This window comes from Verrucomicrobiota bacterium, from assembly GCA_016871535.1.
In the GTDB taxonomy this organism is placed as follows: Bacteria; Verrucomicrobiota; Verrucomicrobiia; order Limisphaerales; family SIBE01; genus VHCZ01.
The window spans coordinates 1-17,908 of sequence record VHCZ01000121.1 but is presented as its reverse complement, the minus strand read 5'-3'; the positions used below and the strand labels follow the sequence as shown (position 1 = coordinate 17,908).

17 protein-coding genes are annotated in these 17,908 nt (G+C 59.8%); 10 read left to right on the top strand and 7 right to left on the bottom strand.

Features of this window, described 5'->3' with window-relative positions; translation table 11 throughout:
* Window positions 1–432 precede the first annotated feature (432 nt).
* The 6 genes from FJ398_15985 (at window position 433) to FJ398_15960 (ending at window position 3,888) form a co-directional block, all read left to right on the top strand.
* The gene (locus tag FJ398_15985; GenBank protein MBM3839437.1) at window positions 433–912 is read left to right on the top strand and encodes a 2-C-methyl-D-erythritol 2,4-cyclodiphosphate synthase; all 480 of its coding nucleotides are present in this window, start codon (window positions 433–435) and stop codon (window positions 910–912) included.
* 13 nt (window positions 913–925) lie between these two features.
* Entirely contained in the window at window positions 926–1,198 is a 273-nt protein-coding gene (locus tag FJ398_15980; protein ID MBM3839436.1) for a hypothetical protein, read from the top strand.
* Between the two features lie 182 nt (window positions 1,199–1,380).
* On the top strand, window positions 1,381–1,788 hold the full coding sequence (locus FJ398_15975; protein ID MBM3839435.1) for a hypothetical protein: 408 nt from the start codon (window positions 1,381–1,383) through the stop codon (window positions 1,786–1,788).
* Window positions 1,785–2,555, top strand: a complete 771-nt coding sequence (locus FJ398_15970; GenBank protein ID MBM3839434.1) for a gamma-glutamyl-gamma-aminobutyrate hydrolase family protein — start codon at window positions 1,785–1,787, stop codon at window positions 2,553–2,555. Before FJ398_15975 ends, FJ398_15970 begins: the two co-directional genes overlap by 4 nt.
* Window positions 2,552–3,112: a sigma-54-dependent Fis family transcriptional regulator gene (locus FJ398_15965; GenBank protein MBM3839433.1), complete on the top strand. Its 561-nt coding sequence runs from the start codon at window positions 2,552–2,554 to the stop codon at window positions 3,110–3,112. The genes FJ398_15970 and FJ398_15965 overlap by 4 nt, the downstream gene beginning before the upstream one ends.
* Window positions 3,088–3,888, top strand: coding sequence for a sigma-54-dependent Fis family transcriptional regulator (locus FJ398_15960; GenBank protein ID MBM3839432.1), 801 nt, complete (start codon window positions 3,088–3,090; stop codon window positions 3,886–3,888). Before FJ398_15965 ends, FJ398_15960 begins: the two co-directional genes overlap by 25 nt.
* 98 nt (window positions 3,889–3,986) lie before the next feature.
* Here the strand turns inward: FJ398_15960 and FJ398_15955 are convergent, their stop codons facing one another.
* Window positions 3,987–4,751 (bottom strand): inositol monophosphatase, encoded by a 765-nt coding sequence (locus FJ398_15955; GenBank protein MBM3839431.1) that lies wholly within the window; start codon window positions 4,749–4,751, stop codon window positions 3,987–3,989.
* A gap of 458 nt (window positions 4,752–5,209) precedes the next feature.
* Here FJ398_15955 and FJ398_15950 point away from each other — a divergent pair, with 458 nt between their 5' ends.
* Window positions 5,210–5,950 carry a hypothetical protein gene (locus FJ398_15950; protein ID MBM3839430.1) on the top strand — a complete coding sequence of 247 codons (741 nt, stop codon included), beginning with the start codon at window positions 5,210–5,212 and terminating at the stop codon, window positions 5,948–5,950.
* 333 nt (window positions 5,951–6,283) lie between these two features.
* Here FJ398_15950 and FJ398_15945 read toward each other — a convergent pair whose 3' ends face one another.
* Window positions 6,284–7,354 carry a M42 family metallopeptidase gene (locus FJ398_15945; protein ID MBM3839429.1) on the bottom strand — a complete coding sequence of 357 codons (1,071 nt, stop codon included), beginning with the start codon at window positions 7,352–7,354 and terminating at the stop codon, window positions 6,284–6,286.
* Between the two features lie 66 nt (window positions 7,355–7,420).
* Here FJ398_15945 and FJ398_15940 point away from each other — a divergent pair, with 66 nt between their 5' ends.
* Complete coding sequence (locus FJ398_15940; protein MBM3839428.1) at window positions 7,421–7,753, top strand: hypothetical protein; 333 nt, start codon at window positions 7,421–7,423, stop codon at window positions 7,751–7,753.
* Window positions 7,754–7,853: 100 nt separating this feature from the next.
* On the opposite strand, the gene FJ398_15935 is transcribed toward FJ398_15940, so the two are convergent.
* From FJ398_15935 to FJ398_15915, 5 genes are all read right to left on the bottom strand, one after another.
* Window positions 7,854–8,612, bottom strand: a complete 759-nt coding sequence (locus tag FJ398_15935) for a methyltransferase domain-containing protein (GenBank protein MBM3839427.1) — start codon at window positions 8,610–8,612, stop codon at window positions 7,854–7,856.
* Between the two features lie 147 nt (window positions 8,613–8,759).
* Window positions 8,760–11,681, bottom strand: coding sequence for a YfhO family protein (locus FJ398_15930; protein MBM3839426.1), 2,922 nt, complete (start codon window positions 11,679–11,681; stop codon window positions 8,760–8,762).
* A gap of 232 nt (window positions 11,682–11,913) precedes the next feature.
* Window positions 11,914–12,210: a hypothetical protein gene (locus FJ398_15925; GenBank protein ID MBM3839425.1), complete on the bottom strand. Its 297-nt coding sequence runs from the start codon at window positions 12,208–12,210 to the stop codon at window positions 11,914–11,916.
* Window positions 12,211–12,542: 332 nt separating this feature from the next.
* Entirely contained in the window at window positions 12,543–13,748 is a 1,206-nt protein-coding gene (lhgO, locus tag FJ398_15920) for an L-2-hydroxyglutarate oxidase (protein MBM3839424.1), read from the bottom strand.
* Between the two features lie 136 nt (window positions 13,749–13,884).
* Window positions 13,885–14,646, bottom strand: coding sequence for a Nif3-like dinuclear metal center hexameric protein (locus FJ398_15915; protein ID MBM3839423.1), 762 nt, complete (start codon window positions 14,644–14,646; stop codon window positions 13,885–13,887).
* 443 nt (window positions 14,647–15,089) lie between these two features.
* Between FJ398_15915 and speA the strand changes: the two genes are divergently transcribed.
* Together speA and FJ398_15905 are read left to right on the top strand one after the other, a co-directional pair.
* Complete coding sequence (gene speA, locus FJ398_15910) at window positions 15,090–17,027, top strand: biosynthetic arginine decarboxylase (GenBank protein MBM3839422.1); 1,938 nt, start codon at window positions 15,090–15,092, stop codon at window positions 17,025–17,027.
* Window positions 17,028–17,040: 13 nt separating this feature from the next.
* Window positions 17,041–17,724, top strand: a complete 684-nt coding sequence (locus FJ398_15905) for a hypothetical protein (GenBank protein ID MBM3839421.1) — start codon at window positions 17,041–17,043, stop codon at window positions 17,722–17,724.
* The last annotated feature ends 184 nt before the right edge of the window (window positions 17,725–17,908 follow it).

Here is a 17,908-nt window from a genome sequence, read left to right as displayed (position 1 = left end):
AGGCCGAAGAGCCGCCCAAGACGAAGTCAGAGCACCCATAGTAGCGATGAAGCGAGTAATGATCGTGGAGGGAAGGGAGTGCAGGAAGATGGAAGGAAGCTGGCCCGAACGACAGGCCATAAACCGCTGCGAGTGCCTGCGAGGGCTGTGCCGCAGGGGAGTCAGCCAAGCGATGACTTGGTTGAGACTGTTGAACGGAAGGCGGCCTTGGAGACCGCACGAAAGGTGCGCTCTCTCTCGTCGAGACCCCATCAACCGGAGAGCCGGATGCGGGAAATCCGCCCGTCCGGTTCGGAGGGAGGGGTGACGCTCGTGTGTCATCCCTACTCCTATCTTGCGCGCGATTCTTGAATTACTGATCAGACCGTCGTGCCAAATCGCGAAGAACGATTATTCACTGGTCGAGGCCTGGGGAAAAATTATACTGCGCTCATGCACCACGTTGGCATCGGCTACGATGTCCACCGCTTCGTTGAAGGCCGCAAACTCGTCCTTGGCGGCGTGGAGATTCCCCACCCGCGCGGGTTGGAGGGACATTCCGATGCGGACGTCGTGATCCACGCCATTTGTGACGCCGTGCTCGGAGCGCTGGGCGAACCGGACATCGGCCACTTTTTTCCCAATACCGATGCCCGCTGGCAGGGCGCGGCCAGCGGGATTTTCCTTCAGGAAATCGCCCGCCAGGTGAGTTTGCGGGATGGGCGCGTCGTAAACGTCGATGCCACGATCATCGCCCAGCAACCCAAAGTCGCGCCGTTCGTGCCGGCCATGAAAGAAAATATCGCGCTCGCTTTGGGGATCCATCTGAATCGCGTTGGAATCAAGGCGACCACCAACGAGCATCTGGGTTTTCTCGGCCGCGGCGAAGGGATCGCGGCACTGGCCGTCGCCAGTGTGGAGTTGAGCCAGTGAGCTATAGTGAGCTATGGGGAAGTCGGAAATTGGTTGGAAAGGACGGACGGAAGAAGGCATAAAACGGGAAGTGTATGCCCGGCACGTGGGCGACCGATGGGAATTCTTCGTGAGAGAGAAACGCTTCGACCCGTGGGAGCCTTTGAAAGAACCTCCGCTCCAGGATTGGCTGGAATTGCTCGATGCCGTGCAACGCCGCGTCGCCCGCAGACTCTTGCGGCCCGAAGAGGTCGACCGGCTCAAGAAAACGATCGCGGAACGATTTCCCGGAACCGGCTGGTCTTGAATCAGGGAATGAAGATCATGCGTGCGCCTGAGCTGTGTCCATTCAGTCCAACTTCCCATGGACTCGGTAGGGACGCATTCCACTCCGTCCCTGACTTTATTCCGCAGTCGAAAGTGCAATTTCAGGGACGCGGTGGAACGCGTCCTTCCCTGTTCATGGAGCGTACGCATGATTCTGAGACCATGGCAGCTTCCCATGAACCAGACGGTAGGGCGAGCCTGTCCCCAGCGAGCCGAGTCGGACGTAATCCACGCACGTCGAGCGGCTCGCCGGGACGGACTCGCCCTACCGGGTTCAAGGGCCGTATGCAGCGTTCCGAGATCAAAGGAGCTTCCCCTGAACCGTTCCTCCGGACCGCGGCCTTTAGGCCGCTTCAGCGCTGGACTCCGGAGGGTGCGCGGAAGCAGCCTGAAGGCTGCGGTCCGCACGGTTTTCGGTTCATTGTGCATGGCCCTGAGGCCAAGAAAGCTTCCCATGAACTGACCCCCTCACCCTTCCCTCTCCCCATCCGATGGGGAGAGGGTGTCCGTAGGACGGGTGAGGGGGCCGTTCGTGCGGCGGAGGAAGATCAGGCATCGGTTCGGCGATGAAAACGGCTCCGCTGATCCTGATTTCGCCCAGCACGCAACGGCGCGGCGCCGAGTTTTTCGATTATTCGCTGAGCCTCTCCGACGCGTATCCGCGGGCAATTGCCGCGGCCGGCGGCCTTCCCTGGGTCATGTCATGCACGCTTCCGCCCTCGGCGATTGCGGAGACAGTGCGGCGCTCACACGGAGTTCTGCTCACGGGCGGCGATGACGTGCAGCCGCGACTGTATGCTTCGAGACTGTCACCGCGCCTCAAGAAGACAGTTAGCCTGGCCGATCCGGCGAGAGATTTTTCGGAAATACTGTTGATCCAGGAAGTGTTTCGCCAACGCAAGCCGCTGCTGGCGATCTGCCGGGGGCATCAACTGTTGAACGTGGCTTTCGGCGGCTCGCTGATCGTCGATATTCCCACTCAAAAACCCAAAGCCATCAATCACACGCGAACGGATTTGAAGGACAAAATCGTTCATGACGTGAAACTGGCGGCCGATTCGCGGCTGGCGCAGATTTTCGAGAAGTTGACCCTGGGCGTGAACAGCACTCATCATCAAGCCGTCGCCCGCGTGGCGGAGCCGTTTCGTCCAACCGCCTTCGGCCCGGACGGGATTATCGAGGCGCTCGAACTGCGCGGCGCGGATCGCCGGCTGCTCCCGTATCTTCTGGCTGTTCAATTTCATCCGGAACGATTAATAGATCGCCACCCGGAATTCCTGGGATTATTCCGCAGTTTTACCGAGGCCTGCGCCTCGCAGACAGAAGGGCCGGCATGAGTGCGAAAGTCATGGTGGTGGATGACGAGGCGGGCGTTCGCTCGCTCCTTACGACCGTTTTGAAACGGGAAAAGTACGAGACCGTTGCGCTGGCGGACGCGGCGGCGCTGAAGCAAGCGTTGGAGGGCGCCCAACCGGACGTCATTCTGCTCGACTTGAAATTGCCCGATGCGGACGGTCTGGAACTGCTGCCGCAAATCAAACGGCAGTGGCCGCAGACCGAAGTGATCATTCTGACCGGCCACGCCACGCTCGATGCCGCGGTCAGCGCCACCAAGCTCGGCGCTTACGACTTTCAGAAAAAACCCTTCGACCACAAATCGCTGCTGCTCTCCGTTGAGCGCGCCCTGGAACACAAACAACTCACGGAAGAAGCGAGTTCGTTGCGCCAAGCGCTTTCGTCCCTAAGCGGCGGCGCGGCTCCCGTGTTCCAGAGCGCGGCGATGAAAGCGGTCGTCCGAACGGTCGAACGCGTGGCGCCGAGCGACGTGTCGATTCTCATCACGGGGAGAGCGGCACGGGCAAGGAAGTCATCGCGGATCTCATTCACGCGTTGAGCCCGCGCGCGAAAGGCGCGTTCATCAAGATCAATTGCGCCGCCTTGCCGCGCGAACTCATCGAAAGCGAGCTCTTCGGGTCGGTCAAAGGGGCTTACACCGGCGCACAAGCCGATCGCGAGGGTCTTTTCCGCCAGGCCGAACGGGGCACATTGCTTCTGGACGAACTGTCCGAGATGCCGATCGATACGCAGAGCAAACTGCTGCGCATTTTGCAGGAGAAGGAATGCCGGCCCGTCGGCGGCCGGTCGAGCTACAAGGTGGATTGCCGGATTCTGGCTTCGACCAACCGCGTTCCGGTGGCCGCGATCAAGGACGGCAAAATGCGCGAGGACCTTTACTACCGGATCAGCACCATCTCGATCGCTTTGCCCCCTTTGCGCGAACGCCGGGAAGACATCGTGCCGCTGGCCAGCAGTTTTCTGAAGCGTTTCGCCTCTCAAGCCGGGCGCAGCATCGCGGGATTTTCACCCGCCGCGGCCGAATCGCTGCGCAAGCACGATTGGCCCGGCAACGTGCGCCAGTTGCAGAACGAAGTGCAGCGCGCCGTGCTCATGTGCGAAGGGCAAACCGTGGATGTCCACGACCTGACGCTCGGCGCGCCGGCGCCGGGTGAAGAATACTCGGATTTCACGCTGCTCGAAGGCATGGAGCGCAACGCCATCGTTCAACTCCTCAAAGAGACCGGCGGCAACAAGCTGGAAACCGCGAAACGCCTGGGCATCGGGCGGCAGACGCTTTACAACAAAATCAAGGCTTATGGGATTGAGGCCTAAGCCGTAATCCGTAATCCGTGATCCGTAATTCGTGATGCGTGATGCGTCGGCACAGGCATTCCTCGTGACAAGCTTCCTCTCTCCCCCGCCTCAACGCCTCAAAGCTCCGCTCCGACGCTCCGACGCGCCAACAGCTTCCGCCGAAGCAGCCCATTGTTGGCGATGATCTGGTAGGTGTGTTTTCCCGGCATGGCGCGCCGCCAGAATTCGCCGCCGGCGCATTCGAGGATCAACCCGCCCGCCGCAATGTCCCAGAGTCGAATGCCCGATTCCAGATAAGCGTCGAACCGCCCGCTCGCCACATAAACCATGGACAACGCCGCCGCGCCCATGATCCGGATTTTGCGCACCTTGTGGATCAAGCGATGGAACACGGGCAGCATTTGTTCGAGCGTGTGGCGGTATTTGGCGAAACCGACGGAGACGATGCTTTCTCGAAGCTTGGATCGTTCGCTGACGTGAATGATCGTTCCGTTGAGGCGCGCGGGTTGGCCGCGAATCGCCGTCCAGAGTTCGTCACAAAACGGATCATAAACGACCCCGATCAGCGTTTCATATTCGCCGCTCGAGTCGTTCCCGCCTTTGGAGTTCAGCCCAATGGTCCGCGACTGCAAAGCGACGGAGACGCAGGAGTGCGGGACGCCGTAAGCGAAATTCACGGTCCCATCGATCGGGTCCACCACCCAGCGGTGTTCGGCTTGTTGGTCCCCCAGCACGCCTTCCTCTCCCAGCACTGAGAAACCGGGGAAAGTCCGCAGCAAGATTCGTTCAATCGTTTTCTGGCAGCGAACGTCCAGCACCAGTTTGATGTCGTGCTGGTGCTGAAGCGTGACGGCTTTGGCGGCGTGGCGGTGAGTGCGCATCAGGTCGCCCGCCGCGTGGGCGGCTTTCACGGCGCAAGCCAGAGCGCGGGTCAATTCATTCGACTTCACGCCGCCGAGCGCACCACAAACCGGAGCCGGGCTTCAAGGAAGAAGTGCGCAGGGATCGCCGCTGGATTCAGCGATTCTCATTTTGCGCCCATGAACCGTAGCCGCCGACGTAAGGAGGCGGATTTCCGGGTTAACCAAAGTGTCCGCCTCGTTACCTCGGCGGCTACGAACCGACGGTTCATGGGAAGTTGCCTTGGTTTGATGAATATGCACTCGGTCCTTGAACCCGGTAGGGCGAGTCCGTCCCGGCGAGCCGCTCGACGTGCATGGAACACGTCCGACTCGGCTCGCTGGGGACAGGCTCGCCCTACCGTCAGGTTCATGGGAAGAATTGCTGCGTGGGATGATCCCAGGTTGTTTCTGCGGATGGCCTGTGCTATGACGCTGCGATGCGATTCGTATTTCGGTGGGCCTTTCGGATGGTCCTCCTGCTCGCCGTCCTGCTCGTGGCGCTCGTGCTTTTGAAAGATGCGCTGCTCCGGTCCTTCGCCGAACATCAACTGCGCGCGCAAACGGGCCTGGACGCGAAAATCGAGCGCCTCCAATCACGGCTCTGGCCGGCGGCCTTGACGCTCGAAAACCTCAAGCTTTACAACACCGCCGAATTCGGCGGCTCGCCTCTGGTGGACCTCCCGGAGTTGCACCTCGAGTGCGAGCCGGGCGCTTTGGCGCTGCGCAAGCTGCATTTCAAACTCGTCCGCCTCCGCCTCAGCGAGATCAACATTGTCGAGAACCCACAGGGCCGAACCAACATCACGGCGTTTGTGCGGGAACTCCAGGATGTGTCTTCCCCGACTCGCCGCGGCCTCTCGGTTGGATTCTTCGATTTCGCGGGCATCGACGTGCTCAATCTCAGCGTGGGCAAGATCCGTTATTCCAACCTGAATCGGCCGGGCAAAGACATGGACGTTCACGTCGGCCTCAAGAACGAAATCCTGACCGGCATCAAAACCCTGCCCGAACTGTCCGATCTGATTCTGAACATCCTCTTCCGCCGCGGCATCACCATCACCCGCCAAGGCGAGCGAACGTCGATCACAGTCAGCCCAACGCACGAGGCGCCTGCCGGACAAAACCGAAGCCAATCGTCGTCGAACCCATCAAAACCGGACAAATCCGCGAAGAAATGAACTCCTTCTTCCTGGCGTAACAATCCGATTCGACCAGGGGGCAACGGAGAGCACAGAGGCCAGAATCAAGGGACGTACAGAAGATCGGATCAACTCAGCGGGACACGCATTACACGAATCAGCACGAATCAGGAGATCTTTTCTAGCAATTCTCCAGCAATTCTTATTTTGGCAATCGACGCCCGTTTGGTGTCCACGCTTTAGCGTGTTTGGGGGCGACAGACACCCTGAAGGATGGACACCCAACGCCGCGAGCCTGGGAGAATGATCTTTTCGGAATTCGCGATCATTCGTGAAATTCGTGTCTCTTTTTTTCTGCGCGACGAACCCTAACTAAATCTTCACCTTGAATTGCTCGTCGGTCTTGAGGGACAGCGCGAAGGCCGCCATCAGTTCCGGGATTTGCTCCAGGTCCTGCAGACTGACGATCTCCACCGGCGAGTGCATGTAACGGTTCGGCAGGCTGATCAACGCGCTCGGAATGCCGCCGCGCGTCCAGAAAATCACGTCGGTGTCGGTCCCGGTCGTGGCAGAGGCCGATTCGTGTTGCAGGGAAATCTTCGCTTTGCGCGCCACGTCTTCCAACCGCGCCACAATCTCCGGATGATTGCACGCTCCGTGCGTCAGGGTCGGGCCGTTGCCCAACTCGATTTCTCCATGCTGCTGCTTGTTCACGGTGGGATAATCGGTTGCATGCGTCACGTCCACGACCAGCGCCAGGTCCGGCTTGAGCGCGTAGGCGATCTGCCGCGCTCCGAGGAGGCCGACTTCCTCCATGATATTGGAAACGGCGGCGATTTCGGGTTTCAGTTTTCCCCGGCTGTCCGCGAGCAGCCGCACGGTCTCGGCGACCGCGAAGGTGCCGATGCGGTTGTCGAACGCGCGGGCCACGGCCAGGTCGTTCCGCAACAACTCAAACTCGTCATTGAGCGTGATCGGGTCGCCGACGCGGACGAGTTTCTCCGCTTCCTTCCGGTCCTTCACGCCGATATCGAGGAATAACTCATGAACTTTCGGCGGCTTGCGATCCGAGTCGTCCTTGGACAAGTGCGGCGCCACATTGCCGACGACACCTTTGACCGGGCCCTTCCGGGAGTGAATTGTCACCCGTTGCGCCTTGGTGATGGCGGGATCGATGCCGCCGAGTTTGCGCACGTAGATGAAACCGTTCGCATCGATGAAGTTCACCGTCATGGCAATCTCGTCAGCGTGGCCCGCGAACATGACTCGCGGCGAGCCTCCTTTGTTCAAGATTGCCACGGCGTTTCCGTAAGCGTCGGTGAAGGTCTCATCCGCAAACGGACCGACATAATTCAGCCAGACCCGCTGCCCGCGCGCTTCATGGCCGGGCGGACTCGGTGTGTTCAACAGTTCCCGCAAGAAATTCAGTGAGGATTCGCGCATCGCGCGCACTATAGAACGTAAAACGTCATGCGTAAAACGTAATGCGGATCGGCGAGGTCTTCGGCCTTGTTGCTGGTGTTCGCAATCCACGTCCTTCTGAAAATCTGGTTCGCGGGCGAAACCTGCCAGCGCTGGAGTGAAGATCGCCGAAACGGCGCGCTGGAGTTGCTGCTTTGTGCGCCGCTGAAAATCGAAGACCTGGTCCGTGGCCAGAACCTCGCCTTGCGCCGACAATTCGCCGGGCCGATCGTGGCCACAATCGGCCTCAGCCTGCTGGCCCCGGCTGGAATCATCCAGGTGACGGGCAACATTGTGGATCGCAGGGATACACCGCCTCGCGCGCTCCTCGCGGCTGGCCAAAATCCCTCCTGGCAAAGTGTATTCTATCCCACGGTCTGATCAGTAGATCGAGGTTCGCGCTTTACCGCCGGGCAAGACTGACCCATTTCAACTTGAATTCCTCGGAGCGCAACTATGTCCGAAGGACTAGATTTCCGGCTCACAATCGGGTCGCGACGACAAATGCGTTGAACATCAGGTACCGCAGCGGCGTGAGATTGAGAATCAGGTCGGGGATCTTCGATATGTAGCGATCCGTGCAGAAGACTTGTTCGACCTTGCAGCCTGCTTGCCGGAGGAAGAATGCCATTTCCAGCGGGTTGGTCGCGACGATCGCGTCGTCGTCGGGCGTGAACGGTTCTTTCACGATGGGCGTCATGCGGTCGAAGCGAACCGCTGCGGGGTCGCGCCGCATCTGCCGGAGTTTCTGGTGGAGCCGCCGCCAGTTTCGCCACTTGTTGGCCAGGCCGCGCATGCGCGCATGGTAATCTCGAAAGCCGAGCACGCGAAAAAAATTGGGACTGGAGAGAACGATGCGCCCGCCAGGCCGAACGACCCGCGCCAGTTCCGTGATGAAAGCTTCGGGTTCTTCGACGTGCTCCAGCACATTCAGCGCGCCGGCGGCCTCGAAGAATGCGTCCGCGGAGGGCAGCTTCTTGCCGTCATAGACCTGGCAATGGGCGCTGAATCGTCTGGCCTTGGCGATATTCGGTTCGGAGACATCCACGCCATGCGCCTCGCATCCGGCTTCCTGGAGGCGTTTGACCACTTGGCCGACGCCGCAGCCGACATCCAGCACGTGCGCGCCCGGCGACGGCGGTTTGAGAAAGTCAGCGTATTTGGCGTAGAAGGATTCGTCCCAGTTCTCGAGAAACTCGGCGTAAGCTTGGTTGTGGCGGTAACTGTCTTGGTGGCCCATGAGCTAACAATGACCAATGACGAAAGAAGGCCAAATGTCCCTGACCAAGACAAGGCTCCACAGGAGCGTCGCCCCACCGCCCACTGCCGCCGCCACGCCACTGCTTCGGGCCTCGTCATTCGGAATTCTTTCGTCATTAGACATTCGTCATTCGTCATTCCTTTGCGAAGCCATCAGCACTCCACAAATTGCCAGCGCCGCCACGATGGCTGCCAGACTCACGTAGAGCGTTCCGGCCGGCGGATCGTAACGAAACTCAATCGTGTGCGTTCCCGGCGGCAAATAAACTCCGCGCATGATGTAATTGCAGCGCAACAAAGGCTTGGGTTGGCCATTCACAGCAACTTTCCAGTCTGAATCGTACCGGTCGTTCAACAGCAAAACGCGCGGCTCGGCGTTCTCCGCTTTGAGCGTGACGCGCCTGGGTTCGTAATGCGTGATGGCGACGGTTTCCTTGCTTTGATTCGTCGAGACATTCGCTGGCGCCGCCAGCACCGGATCGCTCACCAGAACAACCTGCGCCGGATCGAACGCCGGATCAGCCAGGCGCTGCAAAACGACCTGATCGCTGTGGCCGCTCGCTGGGCTGTTGGTGATGGCCTGCCATTGCGAGTAGAGTTTGGTCCGGGGCAAGGCCGCTCCGTATTCAAAGAGCGCGAACTGATTCGAGGAGCCGAACACGCTGTGGCCGCGAAAACTTTTGTGGATCGGATCGATTTGCTGATTGAGGAAATCGAAAAATCCACGCATCCCCAGGATGTAGCGCGTATTCGTCAATTGCCACAGCCGGCTGATCGAGCTGAGATCAGCCTGAGCTTTGGTTTGCATTTTGACGAGTTCAGCGGGGTAAGCGTCTTCCAGCAGCAATCGATTCTGCGCCAGGACCGCATCACCGCCGGCGTTCCGGGCGAGCACGGCTTTGGTTTGCGGGGACAACGCGACGCTGCCGAAGCGTTGCGCGTGGTAAACCGGGCCGGCTTCGATAACGCGGTTTAGTTCGCTCGCCAATGCAATGGAGAGACTCTGCGATTCGTTCGTGGTGAAGGTCGAGAGTCGGGCACGCGTTTGATCCGAAAGCTGGCTCCAAAGAAATTGGGAGACCGGATCGGCGGCTTGCTTCAACTTCGCCGCGAAGGCGCTCAGTTCTTTGAAATCAGTGAAGGAAAACGTGGCGGCGCTTTTGGGCCGGAGCGCGTTCAGATACGCGAAATCAAACTCCGGCGTGCGCGGCATCTGGATGATGTCGAGCGACTGGATTCGGTAGTATTGAAAGAGGTGTTCGAGCCAGACCTGATAAATCTCCGGCCAGGTTTCATCGCTGGTCAGATACATTCCCTGCATGGGCAGCAGGCGCGCGGCGACGCGATGCTCGTGCGGCTTGTCGCGCAGGATGTCCAGAACCGGATTGGCCGCGTAACGTTCCTTGTAATTGTAATGGATGATCCAGGGGGCGTTCGCGTGGCTGAAATCCGTGACAAGCACGGCGCCCAGAACAATCCCGGCCCACTTCGCACGCGCGCCGGACAATGCGCCGCTGACGATGAGAACCACTGCTCCGGCCGACAACGCCAGGAACAACACGAACCAGGCGACTTCTCTGATGCTGAACCGCGCCATGGCTGCGCCCAATTCGCCCGGGAATCCCGCCGTCTCCAGATGGCGCCGCAATTCCGTCTGCGAAGAAAGATACAGCAGAAAGGCCAGCCCGCTCACGCTCAGCACAATGGCCAGGCCCTTGGCCCATTTGCGTTCAAAAGCCGGCGCGACCGCCCACCAGGATTTCAATTGCGCCAGCAGCGATTGAGATTTGAGCAGGTTCCGGCCGAGATACTGGCGATACAAACCTTGCAGCCCGTAGCCGAACAAGATCACCAGCGCCACGGAAAACGGGTGCATGAATTTGATGGGATTACGGATCGTGGAAAAATACGGCAGCTTGTAGAAGAACTGGTAAAGCGGCGCGTGACGTCCGTAGGCCAACAGGAGCGACACCAAGGCCGCGCCGGCCCAGAACCAGATGAACTTCCGTTCGTGATCGGAGAAGAGACTTCCGGATTTCCTGGCGGCTCGCGTCAGAGTCCACATCGCCACCAGGACGACCAGCACGCCGCAATAGACCCCCGATCCGGAATGGCGTGATGTGGGATGTCCGGGACTTTGCCCCACGGCGCCCCAATAGTTCCCGCCGTCCGGCGTATCCATTCGGTAACCGAAAACGCCCGGGATGACGACGCGCAACGTCTCGGCTTTGGGCAAGCTCCATTGCGTGGCTTCGTCCCAGCGTTGTTCCTTCGTTTTCGCGTCTTGCTGCGTGCCGACGATCCCTTTGATTTGCGTGCCGATCAGCGTGGAGAGCGCGGAAGCCGAGAGGAGGGCCGCGCAAATCGCCACGACCGCAACTCGCGCCGCGCCGATTCCCAGGCGGCGGGCCGTTGGCCCCGTTTCCGCCAACGCCTGGAACACGACAAATGCGGCGACATACAAACTGAAGAAAGCCCCGACGTCGTAGCCCTCCATGATCGCCATCCCCAGCGCGAACCCGGCCAGAGCGATGCGCAACCAGCGTTTCGTCTGCGCCGGCGACACCAGCGCGGCAAAGGCGAAAAACGCGGCGCCCAGCGTGATCGGCGTCGCGGGCAAACCCCAGCACGCGTAGGAAAACGGGCCTGTGTTGAGAAGCGCGGCCAGCGCGCCCAGCGTGCAAACCGCGGGATGAAATCGCAATTGGCGAAAAAACGTCCAGGCGCCCAGACCGAGAACCAACAGAGCCAGCGGCGTGAAAAATTTCGCGTGCGCGAGGGGGCCCCAGAGGAAATACGCGCCGACCGTGACGTTGGGCAAGGCGCTGGGCTGCTTGATCCCGATCCAGTTCAACGTGTGCCACGCGCCTTTGAAAAAGCTCGAAGCGACATCCGAGTACGCGACGAGCAAACCCAGCGGGCCGTCATTGGAAAACAAAACCTGCTCCGCCTCGAAGCTGCGATGGAAAATCAGCGCCAGAATTCCCGCCAGCCAGGCGCACGCGATGAGGAATTCCCGAAGCGCAGATCGAGTTCCCGGAGATTTCATTGCGACGCAAGATAACGGAAAACGAGGACGGGCCAAGCAGGAACTCTACCGGTTGCGCGGCAACGCAGCCTTGCCCATGGGATGCAGGACCATACTCACCGCCCATGAACCGAAAACCGTGCGGACCGCAGCCTTTAGGCTGCTTCAGGCCCTGCTCTGACCGACGTTGAAGCGGCCTAAAGGCGCCTAAAGGCCGCAGTCCGGGAGGCAGGTTCTTGGGAAGAGCCGCTGCTCAATGAAGTGCCGTCGGAGGGATCAGCATTTGCCGCAAAAGTGTGTTCGCTTCGCGATGCACGGCCGCTTCCGGTGACTTCGCCAGTTTTTGAAGCAGGAGCCCGATCTCCGGCGAAACTTTGACCTCGTCCGGAGACTGTCTCAACAGCCACAAAGCCTCACGGGGATTGTCCTGGGCGATGTGGGAAATGACGGACATGACCAGAGGCCCGGTGTTGGCGTCCGCTTTCGTGGCCAGGGGAAGCAAATCCTCAAGAGCGGCGGTGCTGGCACTCGTCTCCTGCAACATCGACACCGCATCGCCAAATCTCCCCCAGTCCGGGGGCGAGCTGTTACGGAATTGGCGAAGAGCGTGGACCAGAACGGGCACCGCCGATGCCGCTCGACTTCCCAGACACTGAAGAGCGAGCGAAACGCCGGACCGAATTTTGGGGTTCCGAAAGCCGCGGGTCTCCGTTTTCGACCCTCGCCGCAATGACGAGAGCGATCCGATCTCCAAACTGGTGCAGAATGGGATCCAAGTCCTGTATGGCGTGTGCTCGATCTTGCGGACTACGGTTTGGATGGCAGGTTGCCAACCACCGATCCAGCGCCTCTGTCGGCGCGCAGATTTGCCGTACTCCGCAATCAGATACTCACGCGACTGGCCACGCGCTGCGCGATCTCCTCGCCGATGGCCAGCGACGCCGTCGCCGCTGGACTGGGGGCGTTGATGACGTGCAGCGCGTTGGCGCGCTCGACAAAACAGAAGTCGTGAACGAGATCGCCGGCCGGTGACATCGCCTGGGCGCGCACCCCCGCGCCGCCGGGATCCAAATCTTCGCCGCGAATTTCGGGAACGAGTTTCTGCAGCGCTTCGCAAAACAGCCGTTTGCTGAACGAGCGCTTGAGTTCCTCCCAGCTCATGCGTTTGTGCTTTCGCAAGAAATTGCGCAAGCCGACAAAGCTGAGCGCATCCCACAGGTCGGCCAGGCTGATGTCGGTCTTGCGATAACCTTCGCGCGCAAACGCCAGCACGGCGTTGGGTCCCGCCTCGATGCCGCCGTCGATCAAGCGCGTGAAATGCACGCCGAGAAAGGGGAACTGCGGATCGGGCACGGGATAGATCAAGTTGCGCACCAGTTGCTGGCGCTGCGGCTTGAGTTTGTAGTATTCACCCCGGAACGGCACGATGCGGACTTCGCGCTTTTCGCCGGCGAGTTCGCTCACGCGGTCGCAGTGCAGTCCGGCGCAGTTCACCACGAAATCGGCCTCGAAGTCGCCGGCCGCTGAGCGCACGAGCCAGCCATGGTTTCGAGCTTGCAACCCGGTGACTCGCGCACTGGTGAGAATCCGGACGCCCTGGGCCTGGTTCAGTTTGCCGATCGTGGCGCAGACTTTGGGGTAATCCACGATCCCCTCTTGCGGCACGTGCAGCGCGGCGATCCCGCCCACGTGCGGCTCGATCTCCCGCATCTGCTCGCGGTTGAGAAAGCGGATCCCCTGCAAGCCGTTTTGCTGGCCGCGCTCGTGCAGATCGCGGAGCCTCGCCAGCTCCGGTTCGTTCGTGGCGACGACCAATTTCCCGCACACGTCGTGGGGAATCTGATGTTCCTGGCAGAACTCGACCATCTCGCGAATGCCGCTGACCGCCAGGCGCGCCTTGGTCGAACCGGGCTTGTAGTAAAGTCCGCAATGGAGCACGCCGCTGTTATGACTGCTCTGGTGCGCGCCGACGGCGGCTTCCTTTTCCAGCAACGTAACGCCAGCCGCAGGGCAATGACGGCGCAGCTTGTACGCCGTCGCCAGGCCCACCAACCCTCCGCCAATGATCAGGATTCTTTTGGATAACACAGTCGTGTTTCGTAAGGCGTAAGACGTGAAACGTAAAACGTAATTCGTAAGGGGGCGGCGGCGATTCGGCCGCTCGCATTCGGGTCACGTTCGGACGGACCGGACGAATCACGACTTACGTTTTGCGTTTTACGAGTCACAACCCGCTCGGATGATCGACGAACACCCACGGAACGCGAAATTTCTTCGACAGATGTTCCGCCAGAGTTTTCACGCCGAACGTCTCCGTCGCGTAATGCCCGCCGTAGAAAACGTTCAACCTCAGTTCTTCCGCCGCGCCATGCGTCCAGTGTGAGCCTTCTCCGGTAATGAACGTATCGACGCCTTCTTGGGCCGCGAGTTCGAGTTCATTGCCCGCGCCGCCCGTCACCACGCCAATCCTTTGGCAAATCGCGGTGCCGCCCGGCAGCAGCGTCGCCGGCCGGCGCAGGACCAACCGCAGCCGCTTCGCCAATTCGTCGCGGCTGATTTTTTGAGCTGACTGGAAGCCGAGATACCGGCCTTTGTGGAAGAAGAAGGGCTTGAGATTCTGCAAGCCCAGCGCCGAGCAAAGCCGAGCGTTGTTTCCAAGCCGCGGGTGCGCGTCCAGCGGCAGATGCGAGCTGTACACGGCCAGGTCGTTCTCCAGGAGCAAGCGGAGCAATTGGTAGCGCTTCCCGGTCCACGGATGGGTCCGGCTCCAGAACAATCCGTGATGCACGAGCAACAGGTCAGCTCGCTGATCGAGAGCCAATTGAATCGTCGCGAGGCTGGCATCGACCGCCGCCGCAATGCGGCTGACGCCGCCTCGGTTTTCCACCTGGAGTCCGTTTACGGCGCCTTCCCAATCCGTGAACTGTTTCGTTTTCAGGAGGCGGTCGCAGTATTCAACAACCGTCGAAAGGGAGACTTTCGCCATGCGCGGTATGGAAGCGGTCGGTTTCCTGGAAAGCAAGCGAACTCAAAGCGTCGTCAGGCCTTCGAGCGCCACAAGTTGCCTGCCTCCAGATCCAGAAAAAATCATCGAGTTCGAGCCGGATTGCCGATGAGCGGCGTCATCGAAGTGGGAGAACACCTTTCTATCCGAGAGGCGATAGAAGATCTGCCGCTGATTGCCGAAGCAGCCAGCTACGCGAGTGGAGTGGGCAGGTTTGTATTTTTTCCCTTGAGCTGAGATGGATGAGCTGGCGACGGGAGCCAAGCACTGTCTGCGATCGTGATTGCCTTCCTGTCCTTTCAACACAAAAACTCCCGCCCACGCTCCTCCATTTCCATCGGACGCAATCGCGCCGCAGTTTTTTCATTCCCCTTATTGAATTCCCTGTCCTTCCCCCTATAGTGCGCTCGACTTAAACAAGAAGAATGAGCGAAGCTTCGGACGACAATCGGCCGTGGACCATTGCCTGCGCGCGCGCGCATTACAACATCGACCGCTGGGGCGCCCGCTACTATGACATCAATGAAGCCGGGCACGTTGTCGCCACGCCGTTGCAGGAGGCCGGCGCGTCGGTGGACCTGACGGACGTCGCGGAAGAGGCCAAGGGACGCGGCCTGAGGTTTCCGTTGCTCATCCGGTTTCAAGACATCTTGCGCCACCGCGTGGAGTCGGTGAACCAGGCCTTTCGCAGCTCGATTGCGGAGTTCAATTACCAGGGGCGCTACCGCGGCGTCTTTCCAATCAAAGTCAACCAACTGCGCGAGGTCGTGGAAGAAATCCTCGACGCCGGCAAGCCCTACCAATTTGGGCTTGAAGTCGGGAGCAAGCCGGAGCTGTTCATCGGTCTGGCGTTGCAGGATCAAATCGGCAGCTTGATCATCTGCAACGGATACAAAGACAGCGCGTTCATCAAGATGGCGCTCATGGGCGTGAAGCTCGGCAAGAAGGTCATCATGGTTGTGGAAAAACTGGAGGAGCTGAAGCAAATCATCGGCGTCTCCCGGCTCGTCGGAGCCGAACCGATCATCGGGATTAGATCGCGTCTCGCCAGCAAGGGCATGGGGAAATGGGCGGAGAGCGGCGGGGAGAACGCGAAGTTCGGCTTGAGCACCGCGGAGTTGCTCGCGGCGGCCGAACTGCTCAAGGCCGAGAACCTCGGACACTGTTTCAAACTCCTGCATTTCCACATCGGCTCTCAAGTGCCGGACATCTTGACGGTGAAAAAGGCCGTCCAGGAAGCCGCGCGCTTTTACGCGAAGCTCTACAACATGGGCTTTCCCATCGAATCCATCGACGTGGGCGGCGGCCTGGGGGTCGATTACGACGGGAGCCGTTCCGCGTTCGACAGCTCGACCAATTACACGCTTCAGGAATACACCAACGACGTCGTGTATTACATCGGCGACGTCTGCAACGCGGAGAAAGTGCCGCACCCGGATATCATCAGCGAAAGCGGGCGGGCGATCGTCGCACATCATAGCGTGCTTCTGGTCGAAGTGTTCGGCGCCATCGGCAAAACCCGGCCCGAGATCGATCTCGCCTACGGCGACAACGAGCACGCGCTGGTCAAAGAGCTTCTCGATATCAAGAAAAACCTGGCGAAACTCAACAAGCTGGAGGCGTATCACGACGCGCTGGAACGCAAGGAAGACGCGCACAATATGTTTACGCTCGGCCTCATGGATTTGCCGGACAAAGCCAAGATCGAAACGCTCTACTGGGAAATTGGCCGGGAAGTCGTGCAGAGTTTTCGCGGGCAAGCTTACGTCCCGGAAGAAATCCGAAAACTCGAAGACAGCCTGGGCGATCAGTACCTCTGCAATTTTTCCGTGTTCCAGTCGCTGCTGGATCACTGGGCCCTCGGCCAGTTGTTCCCGATCATGCCGATCAGCCGGCTCAACGAACGCCCGACGCGCGAAGCCACGCTCGTCGATATCACCTGCGACTCCGACGGCCAGATCAACAAATTCATCGATTTGCGGGACGTGCGCGACACGCTTTCGCTGCACCACCTCATCTCGAACGGCGCCGGCCAGGAGCCGTATTACCTGGGGTTTTTCCTCATGGGCGCTTACCAGGACATCATGGGCGACCTGCACAACTTGTTTGGCCGCGTGAATGAAGTCCACGTGTTTCTCGATCCCGACGAAGCGGCGGGCTATTACGTCGAGGAAATCATCGAAGGCAACACGATCGTGCAAGCGCTCGCGGCGGTGCAGTACGACGAAAACGAATTGAAACGACAAATGAAGGCGCAAATCGACGCCGCCATCAAATCCGACAAAATGAAACCGTCCGAAGCCATGCGCCTGCTGGACGACTACGAACGCGGCCTCAAGGAGTACACTTACCTCACCATCTAGCGAGCCGTCGCGCATGTATGACCCCGTCTTGAAAGCCGAACTCATGCGCTCGCTCAACCGGCTCGTCAAAGGGCTTTCCGCGCTCTTCTGGGGTTTGCCGCTGGCCTTGCTGGTTTGCGTCAAAACGGCCACGACGGATTGGCTGAAGCCGTTCGGCATCGCGCCGCCGCTGCTCGTCAACACGCTCCTCTTCTATGGCCTGTGGCAGATCGGCCATTTCCAGAGGCAGGAGCGTGTCTGGCACCAGTCCCTCGACCGCGCGAAGCTGCTCAGCGTCGTGAACATCGGGCTTTCGCCGTTCGTGTATTGGTGGAACCAGGTGCCGCAAATGCCGCTGTTCTCAGTCGCGCTCGGCTTGCTGATTCTCTCCGGCCTCCTGTTTCTGTTCAATCTGAACCACGTCCTGCAGCGGCTGACCGCGATGCTCCCCGACGAAACGCTCCGCCACGAGACCGCCTTCTTCACCTCGATGAACGTGTATCTTCTCCTGGGCCTCCTGATCCTGATGGCGTTTTACGCGACGGTCCAGGAGATGGTGGTCTTGCCGGAAATCGTCATCAGTTTTCTTAGAGCGTTTGAGACCGTCCGCCAATGGGTGTTCATTCTTTTGCTGTTGTTGCCGCTGGCCATGACCATGACTTTGATTTGGAAAATCAAGGAAGTCATCCTGACCAGCGTCTTTGCGGCGGAAGGCTGAGATCAGCGAAACGGTCACCAAGACCTTCCGCTCTGCGCGAATAGTCTAGTCTAGCTAAGGAATCAGGATCAGGGTCTCCGCACCAGACGAAGCGAGGTCGCTTCGACTTCGCCCGGTCCGCCGCGCAGATCAAAGATAAGTTCCACCTCTTCCAGCATTGGCCCATCCGCCACCGAAGAGCGTC